At 29.4% G+C, this 24,594-nt stretch carries 16 protein-coding genes; 14 read left to right on the top strand and 2 right to left on the bottom strand.

Annotation, left to right across the window (positions count from 1 at the left end):
• Nucleotides 1-137 precede the first annotated feature (137 nt).
• The 8 genes from ABJG40_RS09190 (at nt 138) to ABJG40_RS09225 (ending at nt 14,763) form a co-directional block, all read left to right on the top strand.
• Nucleotides 138-3,614 (top strand): SusC/RagA family TonB-linked outer membrane protein, encoded by a 3,477-nt coding sequence (locus tag ABJG40_RS09190; protein WP_348024295.1) that lies wholly within the window; start codon nt 138-140, stop codon nt 3,612-3,614.
• Nucleotides 3,615-3,620: 6 nt separating this feature from the next.
• Complete coding sequence (locus tag ABJG40_RS09195) at nt 3,621-5,069, top strand: RagB/SusD family nutrient uptake outer membrane protein (RefSeq protein WP_348024296.1); 1,449 nt, start codon at nt 3,621-3,623, stop codon at nt 5,067-5,069.
• An 8-nt stretch (nt 5,070-5,077) separates the two neighbouring features.
• Entirely contained in the window at nt 5,078-6,205 is a 1,128-nt protein-coding gene (locus ABJG40_RS09200; protein WP_348024297.1) for a TlpA disulfide reductase family protein, read from the top strand.
• A 253-nt stretch (nt 6,206-6,458) separates the two neighbouring features.
• Nucleotides 6,459-7,835: a TlpA disulfide reductase family protein gene (locus ABJG40_RS09205; RefSeq protein ID WP_348024298.1), complete on the top strand. Its 1,377-nt coding sequence runs from the start codon at nt 6,459-6,461 to the stop codon at nt 7,833-7,835.
• A 108-nt stretch (nt 7,836-7,943) separates the two neighbouring features.
• Nucleotides 7,944-9,617, top strand: a complete 1,674-nt coding sequence (locus ABJG40_RS09210; protein WP_348024299.1) for a trypsin-like peptidase domain-containing protein — start codon at nt 7,944-7,946, stop codon at nt 9,615-9,617.
• Nucleotides 9,618-10,165: 548 nt separating this feature from the next.
• A complete protein-coding gene (locus ABJG40_RS09215; protein ID WP_348024300.1) occupies nt 10,166-12,154 on the top strand; it encodes a cytochrome c biogenesis protein CcdA in 1,989 nt (662 codons plus the stop codon).
• A gap of 5 nt (nt 12,155-12,159) precedes the next feature.
• A complete protein-coding gene (locus tag ABJG40_RS09220; protein WP_348024301.1) occupies nt 12,160-13,170 on the top strand; it encodes a TlpA disulfide reductase family protein in 1,011 nt (336 codons plus the stop codon).
• Between the two features lie 54 nt (nt 13,171-13,224).
• Nucleotides 13,225-14,763 (top strand): aminotransferase class V-fold PLP-dependent enzyme, encoded by a 1,539-nt coding sequence (locus ABJG40_RS09225; protein ID WP_348024302.1) that lies wholly within the window; start codon nt 13,225-13,227, stop codon nt 14,761-14,763.
• Nucleotides 14,764-14,879: 116 nt separating this feature from the next.
• On the opposite strand, the gene ABJG40_RS09230 is transcribed toward ABJG40_RS09225, so the two are convergent.
• Nucleotides 14,880-16,250, bottom strand: a complete 1,371-nt coding sequence (locus ABJG40_RS09230) for a saccharopine dehydrogenase C-terminal domain-containing protein (RefSeq protein WP_348024303.1) — start codon at nt 16,248-16,250, stop codon at nt 14,880-14,882.
• A 71-nt stretch (nt 16,251-16,321) separates the two neighbouring features.
• On the opposite strand from ABJG40_RS09230, the gene ABJG40_RS09235 reads away from it, so the two are divergent.
• The 6 genes from ABJG40_RS09235 to ABJG40_RS09260 all read left to right on the top strand — a co-directional run bounded on the left by ABJG40_RS09235 (nt 16,322) and on the right by ABJG40_RS09260 (nt 22,057).
• Nucleotides 16,322-16,705 (top strand): DUF423 domain-containing protein, encoded by a 384-nt coding sequence (locus tag ABJG40_RS09235; RefSeq protein ID WP_348024304.1) that lies wholly within the window; start codon nt 16,322-16,324, stop codon nt 16,703-16,705.
• Nucleotides 16,706-16,797: 92 nt separating this feature from the next.
• On the top strand, nt 16,798-18,408 hold the full coding sequence (gene pckA, locus ABJG40_RS09240; RefSeq protein WP_348024305.1) for a phosphoenolpyruvate carboxykinase (ATP): 1,611 nt from the start codon (nt 16,798-16,800) through the stop codon (nt 18,406-18,408).
• 124 nt (nt 18,409-18,532) lie between these two features.
• The gene (locus ABJG40_RS09245) at nt 18,533-19,759 is read left to right on the top strand and encodes an Nramp family divalent metal transporter (RefSeq protein ID WP_348024306.1); all 1,227 of its coding nucleotides are present in this window, start codon (nt 18,533-18,535) and stop codon (nt 19,757-19,759) included.
• Complete coding sequence (locus ABJG40_RS09250) at nt 19,749-20,492, top strand: LamB/YcsF family protein (protein WP_348024307.1); 744 nt, start codon at nt 19,749-19,751, stop codon at nt 20,490-20,492. Before ABJG40_RS09245 ends, ABJG40_RS09250 begins: the two co-directional genes overlap by 11 nt.
• The gene (pxpB, locus tag ABJG40_RS09255; protein ID WP_348024308.1) at nt 20,485-21,213 is read left to right on the top strand and encodes a 5-oxoprolinase subunit PxpB; all 729 of its coding nucleotides are present in this window, start codon (nt 20,485-20,487) and stop codon (nt 21,211-21,213) included. The genes ABJG40_RS09250 and pxpB overlap by 8 nt, the downstream gene beginning before the upstream one ends.
• Entirely contained in the window at nt 21,206-22,057 is an 852-nt protein-coding gene (locus ABJG40_RS09260; protein ID WP_348024309.1) for a biotin-dependent carboxyltransferase family protein, read from the top strand. The genes pxpB and ABJG40_RS09260 overlap by 8 nt, the downstream gene beginning before the upstream one ends.
• Before the next feature lie 52 nt (nt 22,058-22,109).
• On the opposite strand, the gene ABJG40_RS09265 is transcribed toward ABJG40_RS09260, so the two are convergent.
• Nucleotides 22,110-24,500: a sodium-translocating pyrophosphatase gene (locus ABJG40_RS09265; protein WP_348024310.1), complete on the bottom strand. Its 2,391-nt coding sequence runs from the start codon at nt 24,498-24,500 to the stop codon at nt 22,110-22,112.
• Nucleotides 24,501-24,594: the final 94 nt, after the last annotated feature.

The raw sequence follows: 24,594 nt of genomic DNA on the forward strand, positions 1-24,594 counted from the left end.
CCGCTCAAAGTACACTAACCCCATCCCTTAGTTTCAAAATATATTAATTAAATTAATAACTAATAGTTTACAAATTTATGAATTTTAATTTTACTAAAGAATTTTTCTTTTTTAAGAAAACAACACAAAACTTTATTATGAGAACAGTGCTGTTATTGTTTTGCTCTACCCTTTTTAGTTTTACATCCTCAGATATTATTTCTCAGAATGCGAAAATTATAATTAAGGAAAATAAAACAGTTACTGTTGATGAAGTCTTTGATATTGTTCAAGCACAAACAGACTATACTTTTATATATCGTTCAGATCTTTTTGAAGATTTCCCTTTGGTTACTTTAAATAAAGGCATCATTAAAGTAAAAGATTTACTATCTAATGCTATTTCTAATGATGAGTATCATATTGAATTACTTAAGCATAATACAATTGTAATAGAAAAAGAAGTTTCAAGAATAATACAAGAGGAAATTACAGGGACTGTAACTGATGAAGAAAAGATTCCTTTAGTTGGTGTAACTGTTCAAATTAAAGGGACTAAAAAGGGAGTATCAACAGATTTTGATGGTAATTACAGTATACCAGGTCTTAAGACCGATGATGTGTTGGTTTTTTCAAGTTTAGGGTTTCAAAAACAAAGCATAAAGGTAGGGGACAAAAAAGTGATAAATGTTGTTTTAAAAGAAGCATTTAATGAGTTAGATGAGGTTGTTGTAACAGGAAAGAAAGAAGTTCATACAGGATATCAAGTTCTTTCAAAGGCAAAATCTATTGGTTCTTATGAAAGTGTAGGAGCCAAGGTAATTGAAACTAAATTTCAAACAAATATTTTACAAAGGTTAGAAGGAACTGTAAGTGGGTTGTCTTTGTATAAAGGATTTCCGGTTATTAGAGGAACATCTACACTTTATGGAGATGAATATCCTTTAATTGTTTTAGATGGAGTAACTTATGAAGGTGATTTAAATACTATTAATCCTGACGATATTGAAAATGTAACCGTTTTAAAAGATGCTACAGCAACTGCAATTTATGGTGTTAGAGCAGCAAATGGAGTTATTGTTATAACTACTAAAGTAGGTACTGCTAGTAAGCTTACTGTTAGCTATAGATCATCATTTCAAATAGAACCATTGCCAAGTCGATCATATCAAAACTATATGACAACTCCAGAATTTGTTGATTATCAGATAGATGTGTTTAGTACTACAATTACAGGGACCAGAAAAAACTCAGTCTTAGCTTTAGATGATGTAAATAAATTATTGTTTGCTCATGAAGATGGTTTAATTTCAACAGATTATTTAAATTCAGAATTAGATAAAATCAAAAAATTAGATGGTTATGACCAAGTTGTAGATGAGTTTTTAACTCCAAAATATACACAACAACATAACCTTTCATTAAGGGGAGGTTCTGAAAGTCACCAATATTCGTTTTCTCTTAATTATACCGCTAGAGGTAGTTTTCAAAAAGATAATACTTCTGAGACAATAGGGCTTAATATAAGTAATAATTTTAAATTAAATGATTGGCTTAAGTTTGATACTTCTCTTAGAACTGCTTATGGTTATTCAGGTTATTATTCGGGAGTTTTTAGTCTTGCTTTAATAGGGAATTCAAGACTTCCTTATGAAGTACTAAGAGATGAAGAAGGGAATCCCGTTGAATGGAATCACATTAAAAGTGATTCAGAGATTGAAAGACTTATTTCTTTAGGTTTATTAGATCAATCTTATTACCCTTCGAATCAATGGAAGGAAGTAGAACAAAAAAATGAAAGCCCTTCTATTAATTTAAATTTTGGAACGCAAATTAAGCTTTCAGAATCATTAAATTTACAATTAAGAGGTCAATTGGGGTATGGTAAATCCCATAGTACAACTTATTCTTCAGTTGATAGTTATACTGTTCGAAATACGATAAACGATGCAACTCAAATAATAAATGGTGAAATTATTAACCATATTCCTTATGGGGGTCAAATTTCCGAATCATTTAATGATAGAAACTCATATACTTTACGAGCGCAATTGAACTACTCTAAATTATTTAATAATAAACACGATATAAAAGTATTGCTAGGTGGAGAAAGAAGTAAATCTGTTACTAGTTATTCTGGTTTTAGACGTTATGGTTATGATAATGAAAATTTAACGTTTGGAGCTGTAGATGAGGCTACATTAGCTGATCAAATTAGATCAACAGAAGGGGTTTTAGGGGTTTTTACTTTAGGATCGCAACCTGGTTATCGTGTTACGGATAGTAGATATATATCTGCTTATGGAAATGTTTCCTATATGTTTAAAAATAAGTTAGGTCTTAATGTCAATGCAAGAATAGATGAATCTAATCTGTTTGGTAAAAATCCTAAATATGCATATCGTCCGCTTTGGTCTTTTGGGGCAAACTACATCGTAGATACAAAATCTTTATCTATACCATGGCTTGATAGATTAAAAATTAGAGCAACCTATGGTATAAGTGGTAATGTTTTTACTAACGGTGGACCAGATGCTATAGCAACAGTTTTTACTGATCCTAATGATGTAGGAGAACCACACTCTGTTATAACTTCTCCACCAAATGAAGAGTTAAGATGGGAGCAAACTGATATAACCAATATAGCAGTAGATTATGCGCTGTTTTCTAAGAGGCTAACAGGTACTGTTGAATTTTATAATAAAAGCACCAAAGATGCTGTTGCGTTTGTAGATTCAGATCCTATTTTAGGCTGGAGTAGCCTTCCTAAAAATTATGCTTCATTAAATAACAGAGGTATTGAATTTAAAATTAATTCACAATTAATAAAAACAGAAGACTTTAGGTTGAGTAGTAAATTAATATTTAATTATAATAGAAATAAAGTAACCGAATTTGTAGAACCTCCAAGTACATTAGTTTATAATTTTCTATCTAATAATCAATTAAGAGAAGGACAAGAGTTAGAAACACTTTATGCTATTCGATATGCTGGTTTAGATGAAAAAGGAGCTCCACAAGCTTATAAAGCAGATGGTACTCTTGTAAATAGTTATCTTGATTTAGATCCAGAAGACTTGCTAGATATGGGAACCTATGCTCCCCCATATAATGTTTCTTTTTCTAGTAATTTTACTTATAAACAATTTGATCTTTCATTTCTTTTTATTTACTATGGTGGACATGTTCAAAGAGATGTAGCTGCAGGGCATTATCCTTCATATAGATATCCATATGAATTAACAGGTAATTTAGATAGGATACATTTGAATTATTGGAAAGAACCAGGTGATGAAGAGGATATATATAAGGCTCCAGCAATTTACTGGAATGGTGGGTCAGCAAATCCTAATGAGGTTGAAAGTGCTCAAAGAAATATATGGACCTATGCAGATATACATGTTCAAAAAGCAAACTATATTAAGCTAAGAAATATAAATTTAGCCTATAATGTTCCTAAATTAATCTTAGATAAAATGAATTTATCTAGTTTAAGGTTAACTTTAGATGTAAGAAATCCATTTCGATGGTCTAATAATAGAAATAATCTAGATCCAGAAACTTGGTCTGGTGATTCTGGAAGAGGAATAGCAGTCATGCCAACATATACTTTTGCACTTAATTTAAGATTTTAAAAAATTATGAAACATATTTATAAAATAGTATTAGCATTATTAATTATTTTAAATTTTTATTCTTGTAATGATTTTTTAGAGGTAATACCAAAAGGAGAAAGGATACCTAGAAAATATGAGGATTTTTCTGACTTATTGAATAGTGATGCGCTTACATATCAGTTTAATATTGGTTATGTTAATCTTTTTACAGACGATTTAGAAAAAACTTCAGATCAGAATATGCCTGATGAAGTTGGTTTTGCTGACCTTCCAGAGTTTGCTATAAATTATTATAACTTTAACTCTGGTCCTACTCATGCTTTAGATGAAAACGATATTTTTTTTACAACATCTTATTCTCAAATTTACACCTATGACTTTGTGGCAGAGGGTGTAATGGAAGCTACAGATGGATCTGAAGAACAAAAAATAGCTATTAGAGCTGAAGCCCTATTTGGTAGAGCATACAATTTTTTTAAATTAATAAACCTTTATGCAAAAGCTTATGATCCTAATACAGCTAGTACTGATTACGGTGTACCCCTAATTCTAGAAAGTAATGTTTATGCAACCTATGAGAGAAATACTGTTGATGAAGTTTATAATCAGATAATTACAGATTTATTAGAAGCTGTAACTTCTCTTCCTGTAAATGCTTCTACTAAATATCATCCAACAAAAGCTTGTGCTCATTTGTTGTTAGCTAAAGTATATTTATTTAAAGGTGAATTTGACATTGCACTTGATTATGCAAATTTGGCATTAGAAAATAAAGGATCTTTTGAATTATTAGATTTAAAAAATTATGTAGCCATTAGTGGAGGCTGGGATCTAAGGATTTATAATTTAGTAACATTCGAAGCAATGGAAGACATGCTAGATATTTCAGAAAACATGTATATTAAAAATTCGTTTACTAATTTTGATGGAGAAGCATTGGCAACAGAAGAATTAGTTGATATGTATGAAAAAGATTTGCCAAGTGGTTCAAAAGATATGCGTAGAGAGTTGTATTTTGAAACTGATGAAGCACAGTTTGATGCTAAAATTTATTTCCCAGGTAGAACAATTTATGGAGCTTTTGTACAAAGAAATGCGGGGATATTATTGTCTGATTTATATCTTATTCTAGCGGAATCCGAAGCTAGAGTTGGTAGTAAAGATAAAGCCATGGAGTATGTAAACTATCTAAGAGATTTTAGAATTACCAATAATGTGCCATTAACAGCCACTACAAATGAAGACGCTTTAATAAAGGTTTTAGAAGAAAGAAGAAGAGAGTTTAGTTTTAATTCTGATTATAGATTTCGAGACTTAAAAAGGCTTAATACAGAACCTACTTTTGCTAAAACAATAACTCATACAATAGAAGGTGTAGATTATACATTACCTCCAAATGACCCAAGATGGATTTTGCCTATTTCTAATGATGTTATAGAATATAATCCAGATTTACCACAATACGATAGATAATCAATTTTATGAAAAACATATTTATAATTTTATTAACAGTATTATTATTATTTTCTTGCAATCAAAAACCAAATTATATTATTAATGGAGTTTTTAAAGAAGGCATAGGCAAAAAAATAATCTTAGAAGAGCTTTCTAATTTAAGAACTGTTAGAGTAATAGATTCAGCTATTGTAAATACAAATGGTAAATTTACTTTTAAAGGAGATTCATTTGGAGAAATAAAAGAAGCAAGATTGTCAATTGTTGATACTCGATTTAAAGAAGATTTTATTATTGAAGACACAATTATTAATGTAAATATTACCGATAAATTTATTACAAAAAAATATACCAAATACCTTTTTGATTTAAATCGCGGCAAAGAAGATGCAATTTATGCGAAACTAAAATCAAACTATAAGAAAAGAAGAACTGTATGGGGAAGGGCAAGTAATAGAGTAGTTGTAGCAAATGAAGCAGGAGAACTTAGTAATGAAGATCTAGTGAAAACTCGTGCAAAATTTGATGCAGATTTTATTGATGAAACCTTAAATATTTTAAGTAATTATCCAGATAGTTATGGTACATATTTTTATATAAAAAATTATATGCTAAGGTTCGATCCTTTACCTGTTGTAGAGAAAGCCTTTAACAACTTGTCAGATCGTATTAAGAATTCAAAAGAAGCCACTGTATTTAAGTTAGAAGTTGAGGAAATTAAAAGGTCATTTGTAGGAGGGACTCCTAAAGATTTTTCAATACCGTCTTTAGATGGGGGAGAAATTAGTCTATATCAATATAGAGGTAAAGTATTGTTAATAGACTTTTGGGCAACTTGGTGTGGGCCTTGTGTAAAAGCCATGCCACATATAGGTGAGGTTTATAATAAATTTCATCCTAAAGGACTAGAAGTTTTAGGGATTTCTTATGATAGAGATGAGACGAAATGGCGTAATTTTTTAAAGAAAAATGATTATGTTGTTTGGGATCAAGCATCTTCTCTGTTAGAATGGAAATGTCCTTCGGCAAAAATCTTTGTAATTAACATGATACCAGCAACTATATTAATTGATAAAAATGGGAAAATTGTAGCTAGAGATCTTAAAGGAGAAGAGCTTGAGACTAAAATAGAAGAATTATTAGCAAAAGGATAGCTTATATTAAAAAAAACAGTAATTATTTTACTGACTTCAAATAACTAAAAAACTCATTATACAATTAATGAGATTTTTAAAAAAATATAAATTACATTTATTAGAATATATTTTTGATAATATCTTCAGAATTTCCATATATCAAAACAGAAAATTTAGTTTTAAAAAATTTGTTAAAATAAATTATTAAGTAATTAATAGGTATATAGATTTGGAAATAAAATGTAAAAAGTGTTTTATATTATTACAAGAAATGAAAAAAACAATATTTGTATTAGGATTGCTTTTGGTATTGATATCATGTTCAGAAAAAGCCCCTGTAGATTATGTAATATTAACGGGTGAAATTAAAAACTTTGATGCTAAAGAAATAGTATTAGTAAAGTTAAACCAATCTTTTAAAAAGAAAATTCCTGTTGAAAATGGTGTTTTTTCTGACACAATTAAAACCAGTCCAGGAGTTTACTTTCTTAACGTTGGTGAAAATAATAGAATACTATATTTAGACAACGGAAAACATATAAATCTTACGGCAGACGCTAAAAATTTTAGTAGTTCTGTTAAGATTTCTGATAAAAGTGCAGAGATCACTAATTATATTCTTTATAAGAATAAAATAATTTCAGAAGGAAAAGGAAAGGGTATGGATGTGTATACATTAGAAGAAGGTGACTTTAAAAGTAAATTTAAAGAGATAAACCAAATCTTAAATGCTAAGTTAGATGCTGCTCAAGACATTTCTTCAGAATTTAAAACTCTAGAAAAGCGCAACCTTAATTACGAATATTTAAATGAATTAGAGCGTTATGCAGGTGGTTATCATAGACAATGGGCTCATAAACGTGGTTATAAACCATCCAAAGGTTTTTTAGCAGAATTAAAAGGTGCAGATTTAGATAATGGTGTTGATTTTAAATTTTCAGGTGCTTACAAAGAAATGGTAAACCGCCATTATAATAAAAAAATATATGCATTAAGTAGAGCAGATTCTTTAGAATATGGGCTTCAAGCTGTAACAGTATATTCAAAAATACCAAACCAAACTATTAAAAATGAACTTATTTTTAAAAAAGCAGAATACGATTTATATCAAACTGTTGATTTTGAGAAGTTTTATAATATTTTTATAAATGCATCAACAAATGAAGAAAACAATGCTAAAATCACCAAAATTTATAAAGAATTTAAAAAGCTAAATAAAGGTCAACCTTCTCCTAAATTCACAAATTATGAAAAACATTCAGGTGGTACTTTGTCTTTAGATGATCTGAAAGGACAATATGTTTTTATAGATGTTTGGGCTACCTGGTGTGTACCTTGTATTAAAGAAATACCAGATTTAAAACGCATAGAAAAAGCTTATCACGGTAAAAATATTAGTTTCTTAAGTATTTCTGTAGATAAATCTAAAGACTATGATAAATGGAAAAAAATGGTGGTTGACAAAGACCTTGGAGGTATTCAAGTGATTGCTGATAATGGTTTTGAATCTCAATTCATATCAGATTATATCATTAAATCCATTCCACGTTTTATATTGATAGATCCAAACGGTATAATCGTAACTCAAAATGCACCTCGCCCATCAGATCCTGAGTTGATAGATTTATTTAATGAATTAGGCATTTAAAACAATTTATACATACTATATAAGAGTTTAGCTTTTTATAAATAGTATTTATTACATAACAATAAAGAGTTAATAATGATTTTAATAACCAATAGGTTACATAATAAAATGAAACATAAAACAAAAAATTTATTTCTAGTAAAAGCATATATTCTTCTCATTTTTCTTTTTTTCAATCAAGTACATTTAAATGCACAAGATAAGAATGACAAAATACATGAGTTAGAAACTCAAATTCAGAAAGTATATAAAAAAGTATTAGCAAGTACTGTTACTATAAACAACAATGCTACAGGAGTATTAGTATCTTCTGATGGATATATTTTAACAGCAGCACACGTTGTTTTAGGTGTTAGAGCAGAACAGAGTAGTATAACAATGAGTAATGGAGCTACATATAAGGCTATGCATTTAGGTGTTGATGAGAAAGGGGATTATGCACTTATGAAAATAGTAGAAAAAGGAACATGGGAGTATTTAGAGCTAGGATCATCTTCAGATCTAGGACAAGATGAAACATGCTTAATGTTTGGACATTCAAGCGGATATCAATCAGATAGACCCGCTTTGATTCGAGTAGGTTTTTATAAGGGAACCAAAGCCTTGGGTTACTTAAAAACTAGTTGTATTATGATGCCTGGAGACTCAGGAGGTCCTTTGGTAGATTTAAACGGAAAAGTTATAGGTGTTTGTAGCCATATTGATCGCCCAATGGAAGATAACTTTTACGCTCCAATAGATCCTGTTAAAGAAAATTGGACAAAGTTAATTAACGGAGAAAGGTTTAATAAAAGAGCTCCAAGAGAATCTCAATTTCCTAAAGATAATAAAACGATTACACCATCTACAATAAAGAAACCATTTTCTTTAGAAGGAGGTAAAACATCAGTAATAAAAAGTATTGCTAAATCGGCAAAAAACATCCATAAATCTGTTGTAAAAATAACAAGTATTATAGACAGTGCTGAGGTGAAAACTTATGGAACTATCATAGATTCCCAAGGGTATATTGTAGCTAAAGCTTCAGAATTAAGTAAAGAAAGTTTAAGCTGTGAGCAGTATAATGGAATAATTAGTCCTGCAACTATAATAGGCATTGATGCCTCTAATGATTTGGCAGTTCTTCAAATAAAATCGAAAAATTTAGTAGCGATCAAAGTTTCTAAAAATGCAGATGCTAGTGTCGGAAAACTAATAGGATCAGCAAGTTTTAAAGAAGATATAAAATATTCAGGAATTATTAGTGCACCTGTACGACAGATATTGCAAGAAACACCTTCTCATGGTTTTTTAGGAGCATCAGTTACATTCTCTAATAAAATTTTTGTGCTTTATGATAATGGAGCCGCAAAGTTAGCAGGTTTAAAAAGGAGAGATATCATTATTAAATTTGATGATACAAAAATTGAAAGTAGTGAAGACCGTGTTTCTTTTTTAGAAACAACCCAAGTAAATCAAAAAGTAAAGGTTACTGTTTTACGAGATGAAGAGGAAAAGGAATTTCAAGTGACTCTGTTAAAAGAGAATGAAAAAAGAATAAGAAACAGACATATTGCTTATGATATTGATACTAGTGAACGAAAAGGTAATTTTAGTGAGGTATTTACTCATGATATGCCCGTAGATGCTTCTGAAACAGGGACGCCAGTTGTAGATATAGATGGAAATGTTATTGGAATAAATATTGCTAAAGAAAATAGAACGAGTTCTTTTGCAATTCCAATAGATGTTGTTTTAGTAACTGTTAAAAAACTAGACTTACTATATATGAATAAACAATAGCAAAACCACTTTTATTTTACTATTTGTATTAGACTCTCAACCTAGATAATTTTTTAAATATTTTAAGTTATAACTATGAACTAATTATAAGAACTCAAAATAATAAAAATAAATTTGATTTAAACCTTTAACACATTGTTAACATTTGTAATTAAGGGTTAAAGAGTAAATAAACGTTATAAGAATAAATACATTTCATGAGTAATGTTAACACTAAAATTATGAGGAATAAAAATGCAGTTATAATTAATTTCTGTTTAGCTCTGCATAATATCACCAGATGTCAGAAAAGATATGTCATATAAAAATTACTTATGATAAAAAGGTATTCGATTAAAAATTTTACTTATTGTAATTAAAATATTTTAGGATTTTGACAAAGTACAATTTGTTATTAAATCATATCATACCATATAAATTACACACTAATTATTTAATTTTTCTTTTACTAGGCTTTGTTGAATAATCCCGCATTATTATTTGAATTAACTAAAGAAGGTGAAAGAGTAAGGGCTATTGTAAAATAGTCCTTTTTATAAAACAAACAAATGAAAAAAATAATTTTATTACTTGCTTTATCTTTCTATTCTATAGCATACTCACAAATTCACGACCCCGTACAATGGTCTACATCTGTTGAGAAAATTTCAGAAACAGAATATAACTTGATAATGACTTCTTCTATTGAAGAAAATTGGCATTTATACTCTCAAACTGTAACAGAAGGAGGTCCAGTGGCTACTACTTTTTCTTTTGGTGAAGTATCAGGTTTTGAGTTAGTAGGAAATACTTCTGAGGAAGAAGGACATATAATAGATGATCCAATTTTTGGAATGAAAATCAAATATTTTGGTGATAAGGCAGTATTTAAACAACGTATAAAAGTGCTTACAGAAAATTCAATTCACATCGTTGGTGAAGTAGAATTTATGGTTTGTAATGATGCTAATTGTTTACCACCAACAACTGTTGATTTAGAGTTTTCAATTAAAGGAAAATTAAACGGAGTAAATTCAAAAGTAACTGAAAATACAACTAAAGCAAGTGAAAAAAGTACGACTATAATTAAAAATAAACACTCAAAATCTTCGGATAAAAGTTTGTTAACTATTTTTATTATCGCTTTTTTCTCTGGTTTTGCAGCATTGTTAACACCTTGCGTGTTTCCAATGATTCCTATGACGGTAAGTTTTTTTACTAAACAAAGTAAAAGTAAGGCTGCTGGAATAAGAAATGCAATTATTTACGGAGCATCAATAGTAGTTATATATGTGTTACTAGGGATTCTTGTTAGTGCTATTTTTGGTGCGGATGCCTTAAATGCCTTATCAACAAATGTGTGGTTTAATGTTATTTTCTTTGTATTATTAGTTGTTTTTGCTGTATCTTTTTTAGGAGCTTTTGAAATTGTATTACCAAGTAGTTGGGGGACAAAAGTAGATGCTCAAGCAGATAGAGGAGGTATTATTGGTATCTTTTTTATGGCATTAGCTTTAGCTATTGTTTCATTTTCTTGTACAGGACCAATTGTAGGTACTTTACTTGTGGAAGCTGCTGCAGGAGGCAGTCAAGTAGGGCCTATTGTAGGTATGCTAGGTTTTTCTTTAGCATTAGCAATTCCATTTGCTTTATTTGCAGCTTTTCCAGGATGGTTAAATTCATTACCAAAATCTGGAGGATGGTTAAACACTGTAAAAGTTGTTTTAGGATTCTTAGAATTGGCATTGGCATTTAAGTTTTTATCAAATGCAGATTTAGTATTGCAATTACACCTATTAGAAAGAGAAACGTTTTTAGCAATTTGGATTGCAATTTTTGGTGCATTGGCATTTTATTTATTTGGAAAAATACAATTACCACACGACTCGCCATTATCACATATTTCTGTTGGAAGACTAAGTTTAGGATTGGTTGTAATGTCGTTTACTATTTATATGATTCCAGGTTTATGGGGAGCACCTTTAAATTTAATTAGTGCATTTCCACCAGCACAACATTATAGTGAATCACCCTATGGTGTAGGATTTACAAAATTAGGAGGAGGTGGTTCTTCAGAGTATAATCATGGAGGTTTACCAAAAGGAGCTCATATAATGCCACCACATGATATCATTGCTTTTGATGATTATGACTTAGGTTTAGCATATGCTAAAAAAGTAAACAAACCAGTAATGTTAGATTTTACAGGGCATGCATGTGTAAACTGTAGAAAAATGGAGCAAAATGTATGGGTAAAAGAAAATATATTACCTATTTTAAAAGGTGATGTTGTATTGATTTCTTTATATGTAGATGATAAACGCCCTTTGCCAGATGGAGTTGAAATTGAATCTAAATTAAGACCTGGTAAAAAGTTAAAATATATTGGACAAAAATGGAGTGAATTACAAACGATTAGGTATAAAGCTAATGCACAGCCATTTTATGTTTTAATGGATCATAAAGAAGGAAGTTTAATTGATCCTGTTGGTTATACTCCAGATGTAGAAGAATATCGTACATGGTTGATAGATGGAATTTCTAATTTCAAAAAATAATAAGAATGAAAAAAATAATTTTAGTGTTAAGTTTTGTGGTAGCGATAATTTCTTGTAAAGAGGAAGCTCCTAAAGATTATGTTCGTTTTTCAGGGAAAATAACGAACAAAAACTCAGACTCTTTTAGTCTTCGAAGAGGGTATTCAAAAAAAATAAAAGTCAATGCTGATGGTACTTTTTCAGATACTTTAAAGGTTAAAACAGGAATCTATACTTTAGATGATGGTACGGAAATAACTAGTGTTTATTTGAAAAATGGTTTCGATATCAATATGACTATTGATGCAAAAGAATTTGATGAAACAGTTACTTTTACCGGTAAAGGCTCAGAGGCAAGTAGTTTTTTAGCAAATTTTACATTATTACAAGAACAGGAAATAAGTGATGCAGCACTGTTTGATTTTGATTCAATAGAATTTAATAAAAGAAAAAGTATTCTTCTTGTTAAGTTTGAAAACTTGTTAGCAGGAACTCAAAATTTAGACTCTATATTTAGAGTGCAACAATCGCAAAAAATTGCCAGAATGAGTAGGTCTTTATCAAATCAATATAAAGAAAGTATCTATTTTAAAGCTGTTTTAGCAAAAGGGAAAGAGTCTCCAAAATTTATTGATTATGAAAACTTTAAAGGAGGTACCACTTCATTAAGTGATTTAAAAGGTAAATATGTATATATCGATGTTTGGGCAACCTGGTGTAAACCTTGTAAAGTAGAAATACCATTTTTAAAAGAAGTAGAGAAAGAATATCATGGTAAAAATATTGCATTTGTAAGTATGTCTATTGATATTGCAAAAAACCATGATAAATGGAAAGAAATGGTAAAAGAAGAAGGGTTAAGTGGTATTCAACTAATTTCCAATAACGCAGGTAAATCTGAATTTATTAAAGCTTATAGAGTTAATGGGATCCCTCGTTTCATTTTAATAGATCCTAAAGGGAATATTGTATCAGCTAATGCACCAAGACCTTCTTCAAAAGATCTGAAAGTATTATTTGATGAATTGAAAATATAATTTTTTATTCTTTGTAGTTTACATTTTTTTAAAATAAACTTAATTTCATTTCAAATGAGTTTTTTATCTAATTTTTTTTCAAAAGAAAAATCTGTTCAGAACGATGCCCTTTCTAAAAGTACGCCTTCTGAGTTAGAAATTTATTTTCAACAATTTAGAGAAAACATTGTTGGTGTTAATCAAGAATTTCAATCTCCATTTGGAGTTAAAAAAGTAATTTATACAGATTGGACTGCCAGTGGACGTTTATATGCGCCTATTGAAAATAAACTGTTAAATCAATTTGGGCCATTTGTAGCAAACACACATACAGAAACTGCTATTACAGGTTCTGCGATGACGATGGCTTACCATAAAGCTAGAGATATTATCAAAAATCATGTAAATGCGAGCGATGATGATGTTTTGATTACAGATGGTACAGGTATGACAGGTGTTATTAATAAGTTTCAGCGTATTTTAGGTTTAAAGGTTTCTGAGAATCTTAGAGAATATACAACGATTCCTGATGAATTGAAACCAATTGTATTTATTACACATATGGAACATCATTCTAATCAAACTTCTTGGTTAGAAACAATTGCAGATGTAGAAATAATTCCAAGTACAGATTCTGGATTAATTTGTTTAGATGGTTTTGTGAAATTATTAGAAAAGTATAAAGATCGTCCTATCAAAATAGCTTCAATAACATCTTGTTCAAATGTAACAGGTATTAGAACGGAGTATCATAAAGTAGCTAGTATCATTCATGATCATAATGGATTATGTTTTGTAGATTTTGCATGTTCTGCACCTTATGTAGATATTGATATGCATCCAGAGGATAAACACTCTTATTTAGATGCTGTTTTCTTCTCTCCACATAAATTTTTAGGAGGACCAGGTACTTCAGGAGTGTTGATTTTTAATAAAAAATTATACAATAATATTGTTCCAGATAACCCAGGAGGAGGAACTGTAAGTTATACAAATCCTTGGGGAGATCATGATTATATTGATGATATCGAAGGTAGAGAAGATGGAGGAACACCAGGGTTTTTACAAACCATTAAAATAGCTTTAGCAATTCAGCTTAAAGAAAAAATGGGTGTAGAAAAAATTTTAGAAAGAGAACATGAAATCAATGAAATTGTTTTTGATAAACTTTCTAAAATTCCTAAACTTAAAATTTTAGCAGAAAATCATCATGATCGATTAGGAATATTTTCATTTTATATTGAAAATGTTCATTTTAACCTGATTGTAAAATTGTTAAACGATCGTTTTGGAATTCAAACTCGTGGAGGCTGTTCTTGTGCAGGTACTTATGGTCATTTCTTATTAAATGTTAATCAAGAAAAATCAAAAAGTATTGAAAAGAAAATTTTAGATGGATGTATGATTGAGCGTCCTGGATGGATTAGAATGTCTATACATCCAACAATAACCAATGAAGAAGTACTTTTTGTGTGTGAAAGTATAAAAGAAACTGTAACAAATATTAAAGAATGGAGTAAAGATTATGAATATGCTCCCACAAAAAATGAGTTTATACATAAAACAAAAAAAACTATTGAGTTAGAATTGGTTAATAATTGGTTTAAAAATTAAATTTTTTAACCTTCTAGCATGGAAAGAATTGATAAGTTTTAAGTTTTCATTTAATTAATAATATTGTTTTTAAAAATAATGAATTTCACTTTTAATCAAATTTGAATCGAATTTTTTCAACCAATTACAATGTTAGGATTGTAACCTAAATATGGAACGGTTTTTTCTATAAATTTTATTCCATATTCTTCTAATTCTTTTAAGATAGGATTATAGATTTCTTTAGAAATAGGTCTTAAAACTCCAGGAGTGTTTATTTGGCCTTTTAAAATTTTTAAAGCAGCTATACCAACAGGTAAACCTACAGTTTTTGCCATAGCTGTATAAGTTTGGTTTTCACCAATAACAACCAAACTACTTTCAATCTGTTTTTTTTCTCCATTTTTTTCATACCCAAATAAATGTTGCATCACAATCATATCTTTATCATCTTCTTGTAAAGTCCAAGAGTCTTCTAATATTTTTTGTAGCATTTGTGCAGGTGTTGCATTTATCAAACCTATTTTTTTCTTCGGATTAAAAAGGTCGAGTTCAACTAACTTTTCCCACATAACATCATCTTGATCAATTTTTAAGTAAGAACGTAATTTTAATTCAACAGAATCAGAAGGAGAGTAGGCTAAAAATAAGTTTACAAAATCTCTGTAGCTCATGTTTTCAGAATCTTCTATAATATAAGTGTCATCTGTCATGCCTAACTGTACAAAAATGTTCCAAGCTCTAGAAAAACCTACTTTTCTTATGGTTCCTCTATACATAGTGGGTATTTTGTCTAAACCATAAACATTTCTATATTTTAGAGAATCTCTATTTGCATAAGCTTCAAATTTTCCACTTCCGTTAATATTTAAAAATTCTGTTCTTCTAAATAATTTGTGATAAGGAATGTATTTATAAGTACCTTCTTGTATAAACATTGCAGCACCTCCTTGACCAGCTAAAACCACGTTTCTTGGGTTCCAAGTAAATTTATAATTCCATAAATTATTATCACTTTCAGGCGCAACTAATCCACCAGTAAAAGATTCAAATAATAACATTTTTGCTCCATTATTTCTAATTTTATCAATTACTTGCATAGCGCTCATATGATCTATTCCAGGATCAACACCAATTTCATTCATAAAAATTAAACCATTAGATTTTACAGCCATATCTAACTCTTTCATTTCTTTAGATATGTAAGAAGCAGTTACCAAATTTTTATGAAAAGTAAGGCAATCTTTTGCAATCTCTAAGTGTAATCTTGCTGGTAACATAGAAATTACAATATGTGATTTTTGGATGTAATTTTGACGTTGTTTTTTGTTGAATACATCTAAAATAATAGATTCAGCATTTTTATGATTATTGATTAGTTTATCTGCATTTACAGTTGATATGTCTCCAATAATTAAATACAAATTTTCTTCATTAGATTTTTCGAGTAAATATTTTATTAAGTAAGAACTTGATTTTCCTGCTCCAATTATTAAAATGTTTTTCATGAATATTAACCTATTTTTGTACAGATACGAATATACTATTTTTGTTTAAAATTAAACTAAAACCGTTAAAAATGTTTAAAAATTTAATTATTACTTGTTTTTTAGGAATGTTAGCAATTATTTTAGGTGCTTTTGGAGCCCATGCTTTAAAGGGTATTTTAACACCTCAAGAGTTAGCAAGTTTTGAAACCGCTGTTCGGTATCAAATGTATCATGTTATTGTATTGCTTTTTGTGAATATTTATACCGAATTTTCTTTTTCACAAAAAAACACTATTTCTTATATTTTCTTTTTAGGAATTCTTTTCTTTTCTGGGTCTATTTATACAATTCATTTAACAACAATTTCTGCAAAATCAATTTGGTTTATTACTCCTATTGGAGGACTTGTGTTGAGCATTGGATGGATTTCTATGATTATCATATTCTTAAAAAAGTATATAAAAAATAAATAATACAATAAATTTTAAATAAATAGTTAAGCAATATAGAATTATTGTGTAATTTTGTAGGCAACTAATATTTATAAAACTTAAAAAATATTGTTATGGTAGATACAGGTACGAAATCGATTTCGTTAAATAGTCTAGGAATCAAAAATGCAACAATTCGTTATCAGTTAACTTCAGATGAATTGCATAATAAAATTCTTCAAAAAGAACAAGGGGTAGAATCTTCCTTAGGTGCAATTACAGTGAATACTGGTGAGTTTACAGGGCGTTCTCCAAAAGATCGTTTTATTGTAAAAGATGATGTAACCAAAGATGAAATTTGGTGGAGTGATATTAATATTCCATTTAGTTCAGAAAAATTTGATTCATTATATGATAAAGTTGTCAATTATTTATCTGAAAAAGAAATCTTTGTAAGAGATAGTTATGCATGTGCAGATCAAAATTATAAATTAAGTATTAGAGTTGTAAATGAGTATGCTTGGAGCAACATGTTTGCTTATAATATGTTCTTACGTCCAACAGAAAAAGAATTACAAAATTTTTCTCCAGAATGGACAGTTATCAATGCTCCTGGTTTTATGGCAAATCCAGAAATTGATGGAACACGTCAACATAATTTTGCAATTTTAAATTTCACAAAAAAGATTGCTTTAATTGGAGGTACAGGTTATACAGGAGAAATAAAAAAAGGAATTTTCTCTGCATTAAATTTTATTTTACCAATTTATAAAAATACGTTACCAATGCATTGTTCTGCAAACGTGGGCAAAAAAGGTGATACAGCTATTTTCTTTGGACTTTCAGGGACAGGAAAAACAACACTTTCTACAGATCCAGAAAGAAGTTTAATTGGAGATGACGAACATGGATGGACCTCAGAAAATACAGTTTTTAATTTTGAAGGTGGTTGCTATGCTAAAGTAATTAATTTATCTAAAGAACAAGAACCAGAAATTTATGCTGCCATTAAAAAAGGTGCAATTTTAGAAAATGTAATAATAGATAAAAATGGTGTAGTAGATTTTACAGATACTTCTATTACACAAAATACAAGAGTAAGTTATCCTATAAACCATATTAAAAATATTCAAGAACCATCTATTGGTAAAAACCCCAAAAATATTTTTTTTTTAACTGCAGATGCATTTGGGGTTTTACCTCCAATCTCTAAATTAACTCCTAGTCAGGCAGCATATCATTTTATTTCTGGTTATACAGCAAAAGTTGCAGGTACAGAGGCAGGTGTAACAGAACCAACACCAAGTTTTTCAGCATGTTTTGGTGCTCCTTTTATGCCTTTACATCCAACAAAATATGCAGAAATGTTAAGTGCTAAAATGAAAAAAGCAAATGTAAATGTTTGGTTAATTAATACAGGTTGGTCTGGTGGTAAATATGGTGTTGGTAGAAGAATGCCGCTAAAATATACACGTGCAATGATTACTGCAGTTTTAGATGGTCATTTAGGAGATTATACCTATGAAGATTATCATATTCATTCTGTATTCGGAGTTGCTCAACCAAGAGTTTGTCCTGGAGTATCAACAGAATTGTTAAGTCCTAGAGCAACATGGAATAATGATGAAGCTTATTACAAAGAAGCATTTAAATTATCGAATGCATTTAGACATAATTTTAAAAAGTATGAAAAATTTGCAAACGAAGAAATTAGAAGAGGAGGGCCTCAAAGATATGCTCATTAGTATATTAGTGATGTTAGTTTAAATAGAAACACCTCAATTTTGAGCTGTTTTTCTTTTTTTAAAAGTATCTTTATCCTACAAGGTTTCAAAAACCTTGTAGGTTTTACTTTTAGATATTTTTCATATGATAAAAAAATACTTAAAAAATATTGGTCCAGGTACTTTAGTAGCTGCAGCTTTTATTGGTCCAGGTACTGTTACACTTTGTACTTTGGCTGGTGTAAATTTTGGTTTTAATCTGTTATGGGCAATGTTATTGTCTATTATTGCTACTATTGTATTGCAAGAAATGGCTGCAAGATTGGGTATTATTTCTCAAAAAGGATTATCTGAAATTATTAGAGAAGAAATTAAAATTCCGTTTTTAAAACAATTTATAACCATTTTAATTTTAGCTGCAATTGTAATTGGTAATGCTTCTTACGAAGCTGGAAATATTAGTGGAGGAATTTTAGGTCTAGAAACCGTTTTTGGCGAATTCAAACTCAATTTTGGTGACTTAACCATTAATTTTATGAGTTTAATAATTGGTGTAATTGCCTTTGTACTTTTATTTATTGGTAACTATAAATTTCTTGAAAAAGCATTAGTAGCTTTGGTTTTGCTGATGAGTTTTTCTTTTGTAATTACAGCAATTGTAACCAAACCTAATCTATTAGAAATTTTTAAAGGAATGTTTATTCCTAAGTTTCCAGAGAAAAGTTTGTTAACGATTATTGGATTAATTGGTACAACTGTAGTGCCTTATAATTTGTTTTTGCACGCGTCTTTAGTTAAAGAAAGATGGCATAAAAAAGAAGATTTAAAATTTGCCAAAAAAGATACAATTGTATCTATTATTTTAGGAGGAATGGTTTCTATGGCAATTATTATATCAGCAGCTTCAATTCCTTCTAAAGACATTTTAAATGCAGCAGATTTGGCAGAAGGTTTGGCACCTTTGTATGGCGAATTCGCAAAATATTTTCTGGCTTTAGGTTTGTTTGCAGCAGGTATTACTTCTGCAATTACAGCGCCTTTAGCAGCAGCTTATGTAGCAAAAGGTTGTTTGGGCTTAAAAGGAGGTTTACAATCTAAATCCTTTCGATTCGTTTGGATGATAGTATTGCTTTTAGGTGTTTTATTTTCATCAATTGGTATAAAACCGATTGAAATTATAAAGTTTGCGCAAGTTGCAAACGGAATGTTATTACCAATTATAGCCGGAATTTTATTATGGATTATGAATAAAAAGAATGTTTTAGGTGGTTTTGTAAATACTAAAACTCAGAATATTTTTGGATTCATAATTTTATTAATTGCTGTTTTTCTTGGTGTAAAAGGTATTTTAAAAGTGTTTAATGTATTCTAAAATGGTTGTTGATATTAATTGTGATGTTGGAGAAGGTGTAGAAAATGAGCATTTACTAATGCCTTATATTTCATCTTGTAACATTGCTTGTGGAGGGCATTTTGGTGATGTGAATTCCATTGATAAAACCATACAATTAGCTATAAAAAATAAGGTAAAAATTGGTGCACATCCTTCTTTCCCTGATAAAGAAAATTTTGGTAGATTGTTAATGCAAATTTCTAATGAAGACTTAAAAAAGAGTATTCAAAATCAATTAGATTTATTTTTAGAAAGATTGTTTTTAGTTGATGAAAAATTACATCATATAAAACCACATGGAGCTTTATATAATGCAATTATTGTTGATGAAAAGTTGGCTATTTTATTTATTGATGTTATAAAACCTTATTTAAATGATACTTATTTATATGTGCCTTATAATTCTGTGGTAGAGAAAGTTGCTTTGAAAAATAACATCAAAATAAAATATGAAGCTTTTGCTGATAGAAATTATAATAACGATTTAACTTTAGTGTCAAGAAAAGAAAAAAAGGCTTTAATTACCAATCCAATTAGTGTTTTTGAGCACGTTTATAAAATAATTTCTGAGCAAAAAGTAACAACAATATTTAATGTCGAAAAAGAATTTAAAGCAGATACTTATTGTATTCATGGAGATAATTTAAATGCTTTAAAAGTATTAAAATTTTTAAAAGAAGAGTTTTTAAAAAAAGAAATTTCTATTGGATAGAAAAATTACATATAAATCTTTTGGAGAAAAAGCAATATTAATAGAATGGAAAGCTTCTATTAATATTGATCTTTTAAAAGATATTCTCAACTTTAAATCTAAAGTTGAAAAATCTAACCTAATTTTTGCAGACTTAATTGTAGGTTATAATTCATTAACTATAAAATTTAAAGAAAAAATTACTAATTTTTTGATACAAATAGACCACTTAAAATCTATATACAAATCAAAAGATAAAGTTATACAATTCTTAAATTATTTATGGGAAATTCCTGTTTGTTATGATGTTGAGTTTGGCATAGATTTAGAAGAAATATCAAAATCAACTAGATTAAACAAAGAACAAATTATAAAACTCCATTCAAATAAAATTTATACAGTTTTCTTTACTGGTTTTTTACCTGGATTTCTTTATTTAGGTGGATTAAATAGACAATTGTTTATAGATAGAAAAGCAACTCCTAGATTACAAATAAAAAAAGGTTCTATTGCAATAGGAGGCAAACAAACAGGTGTTTATCCTTTAAATTCTCCTGGTGGTTGGAATATAATTGGTAAAACTCCAGTTAATTTTTTTAATATTACTAAAGAAGCACCTTGTTTTGCTAATTCTGGTGATAAAATTCAATTTAAACCAATTTCTATAGAAGAGTTTTATAAAATAGAAAAAGAAGTTATTCAGAATTCATATCAACTTTCTAAAATTTTATTAAATGATTAAGGTTTTAAAAGCAGGTTTTTATAGTTCTATACAAGATAAAGGTAGGGTAGGTTACGCTTCAATTGGAGTTCCTGTTTCTGGAGTAATGGATACTTATTCAGCAAACATTGCCAATAGTATTTTAAACAATTCTTTAGAGGATGCTGTTATAGAAATAACTTTTGGCGGAACAGAATTACAGTTTTTAATAGATGCGTTTATTTGTATTTCTGGAGGAGATTTTTCATCAGAAATAAATGGTAAATCAATTTCAAATAATTCGAGAATCAGGGTTTTAAAAAATGATGTTTTATCTTTTGGAAAAGTAAATTTTGGAGTTAGATGTTATATAGCGGTTAAAGGAGGTTTTTTGTCAAAACAAGTTTTGAAAAGTAGAAGTTTTTATAAAAATGTGACTAAAAGTGTTCGATTAAAAAAGAATGACTTACTACCAATAAAAGCCATTAAAGAAGAGTTAGAATCTACAAATACCTCCTTAAAAATTCTGAAATCTCTCTTTAAATCTAAAGAAATTACATGTTTTAAAGGACCCGAGTTTTATTTATTAAATGCAAAACAACAAAAACAATTATTAAATATAGTTTTTACAATTTCTAATGATAATAATAGAATGGGTTATCGATTAAATGAAATTATCAAAAATGAATTTCCTTCCATTTTAACTTCGGCTGTTTTGCCAGGAACTGTGCAATTAACACCATCAGGAGAGCTTATTGTTTTAATGAGAGATTGCCAAGTAACTGGAGGTTATCCAAGAGTGTTACAACTTACAGAGAATGCAATTAATAAATTAGCTCAAAAAACTACAAATGATGGTTTTAGGTTTCATTTAAAATTGTTGTAAAAAAGAAAAGCATCCAAAATGGACGCTTTTTCTTTTTGTAAAATTGAAATATTTATTGATTACTTTCTACAATAACTTCAACTTTTTCTTTTATTTCTTTCTTGTTTTTTACAACATTAACAGAAGTAATATTTCCGGCTTTTTTTGCTTGTTTTTCAATTTCAGCAACTGTTCCTTCAATTTTCTGAACTTCTTCAGAAATAATACCATCAATATTTTTAGTGGTTGTAATTGTAGCCATTGCTAAATCGCCAGAAGTTTGTTTAATTTCTACTTTTACTTCTTTTTTAATTTTATTATGATTAGAGATAGAAGTACTATTCATAGCGATACTTGGTGCAATTACCAATGCAACAACAGACATTAACTTTAAAAGGATATTTAAAGAAGGTCCAGAAGTGTCTTTAAAAGGATCTCCAACAGTATCACCAACAACAGCAGCTTTATGTTCTTCAGTTCCTTTTCTACCTTGTTCTTCAATAGTTTTTTTAGCGTTATCCCAGGCTCCACCAGCATTAGATTGAAAAATAGCCATTAAAACCCCACAAGTAGTAACACCAGCTAAAACCCCACCTAACATTTCTGCTCCACCAATAAATCCTACTGCAACTGGTACAGCAATTGCTAATAAACCTGGAAATACCATTTCTTTAATTGAAGCTTTAGTAGAGATATCTACACATTTATCATATTCAGCTACTCCATCAGCAGCATCAAAAATTGCTCTTTGTTCTTTATTAGCTTTAGACATATCAGAATCTACCGCTCTCATAACTTCTAAAGCAGCTTTTAATTTTGGTATATCTCTAAATTGACGACGAACTTCTTCAATCATTGCCATAGCAGCTCTACCAACGGCATTCATAGATAATGCAGAAAACACAAATGGTAACATACCACCAATTAATAAACCAGCCATAATTTTTGGTTGAGATACATCAATAGCAGTAACACCAGCAGTTTTCATAAATGCAGCAAATAAAGCTAATGCAGTTAATGCAGCAGAAGCAATTGCAAATCCTTTACCTACAGCTGCAGTTGTGTTACCAACAGCATCTAATTTATCTGTACGTTCTCTAACTTCACTTGGTAATTCAGCCATTTCAGCAATACCACCAGCATTATCACAAATTGGGCCATAAGCATCAACCGCTAATTGAATTCCAGTATTTGCTAACATACCTACTGCAGCAATTGCTATACCATATAAACCAGCAAAATGATGAGAAACTATAATTGCTGCTGCAATTAAAATAATAGGAATTGCTGTAGACATCATACCAACACCTAAACCTGCAATAATATTTGTAGCGGCTCCTGTTTTAGATTGTTCTACAATAGAAAGTACAGGTTTTTTACCTGTAGCTGTGTAATATTCTGTTATTTTTCCAACAGCTAAACCTGCTATTAAACCAGCAATTGTTGCCATAAAAACTCCCCAAGATCCATGTGGTAAACCATCTACAGTTTCAGGAATTAAAGCATTAATAATAAAATAAGAAGCTACTACCATTAAACCAGCAGAACCAAACTCACCAATGTTTAAAGCTGTTTGTGGATTTCCACCGTCTTTTACTCTCACAAAAAATGATCCTAAAATAGACATCAGTATTCCTACAGCTCCAAGTACTAAAGGTAAATATACAGCTCCAAGTCCGTTTAAATCAGGTGTTATTATAAATGCACCTAAAACCATAGTACCAATAATTGAGCCTACATAAGATTCAAATAAATCTGCACCCATACCAGCAACATCACCAACATTGTCACCAACATTATCTGCAATAGTTGCAGGGTTTAAAGGGTGATCTTCTGGTATCCCAGCTTCAACTTTACCAACTAAATCTGCACCTACATCTGCAGCTTTTGTATAAATACCACCACCAACTCTAGCAAATAATGCAATTGAAGAAGCACCTAAAGAAAAACCAGAGAGTACATTAAGTACAGTAGTTAAATTTTCAGCACCAGGCCAAATGTTTTGATAAATAATAAATAAAGTATTTAGGCCTAAAATACCTAATCCAACAACTCCAAGTCCCATTACTGCGCCTCCTGCAAAAGCAACTTCTAAAGCTCTTCCTAAAGAAGTTCTAGCTGCTTGTGTAGTTCTAACATTAGCTTTAGTAGCAACCTTCATTCCTATAAAACCTGCTAATGCAGAACAAATTGCTCCAATAATAAAAGAAATAGCTACTATGCCGCTAGATCCTTGTTCAGAAGAACCTTTAAAATAAAGTAGTATAGCTACTGCTACTACAAAAATTGCTAATACCTTGTATTCAGCTTTTAAAAATGACATTGCCCCTTCTGCAATATTTTTTGCAATTCGCGACATTTTTTCATCACCAACTTCTTGTTTTGAAACCCATCCGCTTTTAAGAAAAACAAAGACGAGAGCTAACACCCCAAAAAGGGGTAAAAATTTTACGATTAATTCCATATTATTTAGTTAATTTAAATTATTTATTTAAAGTTTCTAAAAGTAATAAAATAAATGTGATAAAAAAATGCGCAAATAATTCCGGATACTTGAT

This window comes from Polaribacter sp. (genome assembly GCF_039939415.1).
In the GTDB taxonomy this organism is placed as follows: Bacteria; Bacteroidota; Bacteroidia; order Flavobacteriales; family Flavobacteriaceae; genus Polaribacter.